The 6,121-nt window shown below is 37.1% G+C and carries 5 protein-coding genes; all 5 read right to left on the bottom strand.

The features are described 5' to 3' along the window. Nucleotides 1–150: 150 nt before the first annotated feature. On the bottom strand, nt 151–528 hold the full coding sequence (mobC, locus tag ACEO2X_RS12995; RefSeq protein WP_371972120.1) for a plasmid mobilization relaxosome protein MobC: 378 nt from the start codon (nt 526–528) through the stop codon (nt 151–153). Between the two features lie 849 nt (nt 529–1,377). Continuing rightward, entirely contained in the window at nt 1,378–2,472 is a 1,095-nt protein-coding gene (locus ACEO2X_RS12990) for a restriction endonuclease subunit S (RefSeq protein WP_371972119.1), read from the bottom strand. Between the two features lie 70 nt (nt 2,473–2,542). After that, nucleotides 2,543–3,427: a DNA-binding protein gene (locus ACEO2X_RS12985; RefSeq protein ID WP_371972118.1), complete on the bottom strand. Its 885-nt coding sequence runs from the start codon at nt 3,425–3,427 to the stop codon at nt 2,543–2,545. A 163-nt stretch (nt 3,428–3,590) separates the two neighbouring features. After that, nucleotides 3,591–4,457: a replication initiation protein gene (locus tag ACEO2X_RS12980; RefSeq protein WP_371972117.1), complete on the bottom strand. Its 867-nt coding sequence runs from the start codon at nt 4,455–4,457 to the stop codon at nt 3,591–3,593. A gap of 261 nt (nt 4,458–4,718) precedes the next feature. Further along, nucleotides 4,719–6,121, bottom strand: a 1,403-nt coding sequence (locus ACEO2X_RS12975) for a hypothetical protein (RefSeq protein WP_371972116.1), incomplete at its 5' end; no start/stop codon positions are given.

Raw genomic sequence — 6,121 nt, 5'->3', positions numbered from 1 at the left:
TCTTTGTGAATCTGCTTGAATCAATAATTGCAGACGTTAGCTCAACATCACCACTCAAAACTTTGGCATGTTCACGGTCACGATCTGCACCGAGCAAGTAATCAATACATGATTTTGAATTGCCTTTTCCAAACTTAAAGAATTTGACAATCATGGTCTTAGCTCTTTGAGTTGCTTCTCAACATCAAGTAATAGAATCAATAGCTTCGTCTTATCAATATCATTCAAGTTCTTCACATCAACATTAATCGCTCTAGCAATTTGATTGACGTTAGTACCAATTCGACTAAGTGCAATTAATGTATCTCGCTCAGTCTTGGAATATTTTTGCTTTGGTTGTGGGGTTTGCTCAGTCGGTCGGGCAGCGTTCAAAGTTGCTTCACGCATGAAACGTGAAAGCGAAGCATGAGGATTTTTTTCTTTTATTAAATTAAGTTCGCTGTCAGTCAGTCGGACTTTGACAATATTTGTTCGATGTTCTTCAACTGGCTCAGGTCGTTGCCATGTTGGAATTGTAGCGGTATCCATTTTGGTCACTCCAATTTGAGGCTCAAAGGACGGGGGTATCGGGGGTGTCCCCAGATCAAGGTCACGTAGGGTCATGTTTTGGCGAAGCCAAAATAGGGCACTATGTGTATCCTTGCTTAATAGCATTACAATAACATCTTGTAATTGAGCTAACAATATTCATTTGTGAATGTTGTTACTCGATTCAAATGATATCTGTAATTCTTATTTGGATATTGATGGGTTTCTAGGTTGGTGTTGGAGGGGGTGGATTGTTAGGTTTCTTGTGTTTTTTATTCCTATTCACAGTTTAGTTTTTTGGTGTGGTATGACTGTGATTTCTTTTTGATGTGTTGTGTCTTTGTTTCCATGTAGTTTTTTGGTCCTATTTTCAGTTTGGTTTTCTGGTGTGGTGTATCTCTGGTTTTTAGTCCTATTCACCTATTCACAGTTTGGGTTTCGTGTGGTGTGACTGTGATTTCTTTTCGATGTTTTGTGTCTTTAGTTCCTTGTAGTTTTTTGGTCCTTTTTCAGTTTAGTTTTTTTGGTGTGGTGTTGGGTTGGTGTTGGTGGAGGTGGATTGTTAGGTTTCTTGTGTTTTTTATTCCTATTCACAGTTTAGTTTTTTGGTGTGGTATGACTGTGATTCCTTTTATTTTTTTAGTCCTATTTTCAGTTCAGTATTTGTTGTGATGTGATTGTGATTCCTTTTAGTTTTTTATTCCTGTTTTCGGTTTAGTTTTTTTGGTGTGGTGGTGGATTGTTAGGTTTCTTATGTTTTTTAGTCCTATTCACAGTTTGGGTTTAATAAAATAAAAAAGCCCCTTTCAGGGCTGTTATCTGATTTGGACGGCACTTGTGCATGGATTTTCAAACAAACATTTGCTGCAACAAGCCTTTTTTCCACTGTTTGGCTTGTTCAATTTGCTGTGCAACGACTTCAATTTTTTGGTCAATGGCAGATAAGAAATTGGCGATTTTGGTCTGTTCTGCTAGGCAAGGTACTTTTAATTCAATATTCCCGATAGATGTTGTATTTAGACTTGGAACACCAGTAGCTTCATTTAAATTTAACCAATTCACTAAAAGTAATTGTTGAAAGGCAAATTTAGGTAGAATTTTTTCACCAATTTCCGTGTAGAACAACGTATCAACAGTCCAAAATTTACCTGAGATAAATCGTGGCTTATCAATCGTACCCTTTCGCCCAATTAAGATACTTTCTCCCTCATACAAATATGAATCAACGTATCTCATAATGCCACCTGTACCTAAAACAGGAATATCACCGTCATCTAGTTTTTTATGATCTTTTCCGTACTTAATCTTAATCACATCTTTAAATTTTAGTTCCTCCCACTCCCCAAACTCACTACCATCATCCGCTTTAAAACGAATCTGCTGGCTAAACAGCTTTTGCATGATGCCTTGTTTGTATTGGCTGAGTAGCGCATGTTTTTGCGTGAGTTGGCTAATCTTTTCATCCACAGTGGAAAGGAAAGAAGCGATTTTGGTTTGTTCGGGTTTTTGGGGATTAGCAACTGGAACTTTTTTTAGGTTTTCGAGATTAAGTTTTGGTTGAGCAGTCCCTGAGTTAAAACGCTCGTAGTTTAGACTTTCCAAATAAGTCGCTAAGAAAACATTATCCCCATGTTTGGATTGAAAAATATGAGCATGATTATTTACCCAAAACTGCCCTTCAACTACAAAAGCTAGCGTAGATGAGCGAGTAATAATATTTGCACCATCTTCACCAATTAAAATATATTGACCATCAAATAGATAATCATCTACATAGTCAATTACACCTGAAGCACCATAATAACGATATTTGCCTTGTCGTTTTTGTCTATCAGTTTCACTTAATGGAACTCTTTTGCCATTAGAAAACTTTACTACTTCACCTAAAGTAGTTTTTTCCCAATCCGCATCAAACTCTTTAAAACGTAATTTTGGAACAGCCATTACTTCACTCAACAATATAATTCAGATGCTAGTTAGATTTTTATCTAAGTATTATCGAGGTCATTCAAAATCAGGCATTATTCTCCAAATTCTTTTGCTTTTGCAGATTTGCAGACAAGTTTTTAGCAAGTAGTTCTTTCAGCTCATTCGCATATTTGTCTGATTGCTCAATTTTAGACAAACAAACTGCAAGCTCTTTTTCAAGATGAATTAAACGCTCTTTCACTGACGATTCACTTGTTTGAAGTGTTTTCAACTGATCTTCATGTTTTTGCTGAATATGCTTAATCTCATTCAAATGTTCTGATTTCAATGTATTCAGCTCTTCATTACGTTGTTCAAGTTGCTGTGAATGCTCTGATTTTAATGCTTTCAAATCTGCATCACGTTCATTGAGCTGTGATTTCAATGTGCTGATATGTTGCTCAAGCTCTTTATTTTTTGCGATCTCGACAAGTTTAGATTGCTGTGATTGCTGTAACTCAGACTTTAATTGTTCAATTTGCTGTAATGCTTCATTTAAAGCTGTTTCAGCATCATTTTGAGCTTTGACTGCATCATCTTTTAACTCTGTGATCTGCTCAAGTTCTGTATTTAAACGATCACATTCATTTGCAAGTTCAAGACGTAATTCTTCTAATTCTTTACGTTCATCATTAAATTTTTGTTCAGCATCTCTTAACTTTGATTCAGCTTGTAATTTTGCTTCACCCCAAATTTTTGAAGCAAGTTGATTTGATAACTCTAGAATTTCGGCTGGAGCTGTCTCTTCAATCTTTTGAACAGGCATTAACTTTGATTGTCGCCAATTCTTCATAACAATCGAAACACTGTTCATATCTGCTTTTGACAAAGCACGAACTTCTGCAACTGTTGGAAATTTATCTGAATTTTCTGCATGTAGCTGCTCTGCAACTTCAATAATTCGAGCTTGTATTTCTTGTGAGACTTGCATTTTTATAGTCCTGCATAATCATAATAATAAGAATAATAATAATATTATGATTATTATGAAAGTATTATTATGCAATTAAATTAGCCTAAGCTAAATAACGTGGAACATATTTAGAATTGACCAAAATGACAAAAAAAGCCCCGCGAAGGGGCTGTTATCTGATTTAGGCTTTAGTCTCACTCTTTTTTCTTCTGAAATATGTTGCCCGACTAATGCCTAATTCTTTCCATGGCTCACCTAATGACGGTCTACCGCCCAACTTACCTTTCCGGCTTTGACGATCTATAAACTCTTGATAGCAGTAAGCGTCTTTCTTCCAACAGTATTCAGCAATACTTTTTGCAGTAGCTTTGATTTCTGAATAGGGTAATGCTTCTAAAAACGCTTCATTTACGCTTAAACACTGCTTAGTGACTTCATCTAGCCAAGTACTATAAACACCCCCTCTATGTGCTCTAACAGCCGTATATGCCCATTTACGCACGGTATCGAACAGTGTGCAGTTGCGTCCAAGCCCTGAAACTTCTTGTTTCTTGCTTAATTTCTTAGGTAAATCGACAAAATCAGCTAAATAATCGAGCGTATAAGCTTGTTCACTCCAAAAAGTGACACGCCAATCTTTATGAAATGGATTCTTCGTAATGAGATGACTGTAGCCAACGTCTGCTCCAAGTTTATTGGCAAGTCCAGCTTGTATCTTAGCTGCATAGCTAATAGCTTTTTGACTGGCTAATTCACTGGTACACAATGGAATTTCTAATTTATAGCAAATATGAGCATGACCGTTTTTTTGTGTTTGTGCTGTCCAAAAAGGCATTGGTAGGTTTGCGTCATGCCATGCCATGACTGCATCTGAACGATCTATGTCAAAAAAGAAGTAATGAAGCATACAAGGCTGATTACCCTGTATGTATTGCATATTGATTGCCGTTTTTTTCGGTCTTATTTGTAAGCCATACAGTAACTCATCTGCACAGTATGGTTTATGAGCAAGATTTTCAAAAAAATCGCTTAATTGTACGTTTTTCACCTTTTGCAACGTCCTATATGTTGCAAATGCTCAAAACATCAGTAAAATACAAGTATCGAATTTGAGTTTAATGATGCTTTAAGTATTTGTTAAACAAAGTAAAAAAAGTCACTCGCCAAAGTGGCTTTTTTTACGCTTAAAGAAATGTATCACTATTTTTGTCACATTTCAAAATTTCTTTTCTTAACATTGACTTATGCCATGTTTTGAGCGGTTTCACGCTGAAATTTTTGCACGTTTTTTTAACTCGCTTCGCTCGACTTAAAGTCTGAAATCATTGCTGTAATCATCGTCATTTTGCGTATTTTCGACTTTGCGAGCTGGTGCTGATACATCATCAGGTTTCTGCTGAATCGTCTGCTGTGCGCTTATTTCTTCGCTTGATTTAACATATCCACGCAGAGTTGTTGTGTTTTGATCAACATGCTCGATGTTTCGTTTAAATTGCTGTTCGCTTCTTGTTGCATCTGCGATAGCTGTAGCTGTTGCATCAATACTGTCTCTAATTGCTGTTCTAGTTGCGTTATTCTGCGTTGCTGCTGCTGAATTGTTTGCTGTTGCGATGCGATTGCAGAGTTCACTTGTTTCAGCGAAACATGACATTGTTGAATAAATTGTGATTGCTTCTCGATGATTTGCAATAATTCGTCTTGTACGCTCATTTTCTATCTCTGCTGTCTCTTGAAGTGATTGTTTTCTATTGCTATCTGCTGTTGCTTCAACACTGTCGCATTTTTTGCGATTTGACTTACTTGCTTGCCATTCCAGATAAATAACATCGAAGCTATAACCGCTAAAACTATCGTCAATGTTCCAAGTGCTGCTACTGCTTTTGTTAATTGCGGTTTCATAGAGCTGTTGAATTGATTGATCTGCTCTATACGTTGTTGTTGCAACAAAGCGACTTTCTGCGCTATGAGTTTGTTCGATTGATCTATAGCGTTCAGCAAGTGCTGTTCTCTTGCTTTCAATTCTGTCGCTGTATTCAGCTTTGACTGCTGTAATATCTCTTGAAATTCGTTCTCTATAGCTGTCTGCTCTTCTTGCTTCTTCTTCCGAATCTGGTCGATCATCAGTTGTGAAGCCTTGCTCATACATCTCCCCTTTCAATCGAATAGGTCTTTTACGGTCTGGCAGTAATATTGAAATACTGCCTTTGGTAACACGACTAACATTCAGTTTTAGTTCATCAGTTAAAAATAAAATCGTGTCATCACGATCTTTGATCTTGCCATCTAAATACGCTTGCATAACTAATGTATCGACTGTATTAGCTATTTCATCTGCTGTTTGAGACTTCCCGACCTCTTTGACTTTTGGTTTTATTTCACCATCTTCATTAAGCTGAACGCTCGACAATTGGCGGTTTTCAGGGTCATCGGGGTCATGCAAGTTGTAGTCGTGATTAACAATCTTTTTAAAGCAATCGACACGACCTAAATCAGCGGGGGCGTAGAATGGCTGTAGGCGTTTGCCTGTACTCAATTCCACGTTTGGAATAACAAAGTTAAGCTCTAAACGTCCTTTATCTCGATGTTCAATCCACAGAATGTTGTACTGATCTGGAGACATACCAGGGAATAAACATGCTTCATAATCAGCCATGATTTTTTTCTTATCGGCTTCTGGTAAGTCAGCTTCGGCAAAGGACAGACAACCGCTTG

This window comes from Acinetobacter sp. AL9 (genome assembly GCF_041464035.1).
Classification (GTDB): domain Bacteria; phylum Pseudomonadota; class Gammaproteobacteria; order Pseudomonadales; family Moraxellaceae; genus Acinetobacter; species Acinetobacter towneri.
Note: the sequence above shows the minus strand (reverse complement) of the source record. Positions and strands in the feature narration are given on the sequence as shown.

Bases quoted from the DNA above. Each gene is read 5' to 3' on its own strand.
- mobC (WP_371972120.1), bottom strand. From the start codon at position 528: ATGGATACCGCTACAATTCCAACATGGCAACGACCTGAGCCAGTTGAA.
- ACEO2X_RS12990 (WP_371972119.1), bottom strand. From the start codon at position 2,472: ATGGCTGTTCCAAAATTACGTTTTAAAGAGTTTGATGCGGATTGGGAA.
- ACEO2X_RS12985 (WP_371972118.1), bottom strand. From the start codon at position 3,427: ATGCAAGTCTCACAAGAAATACAAGCTCGAATTATTGAAGTTGCAGAG.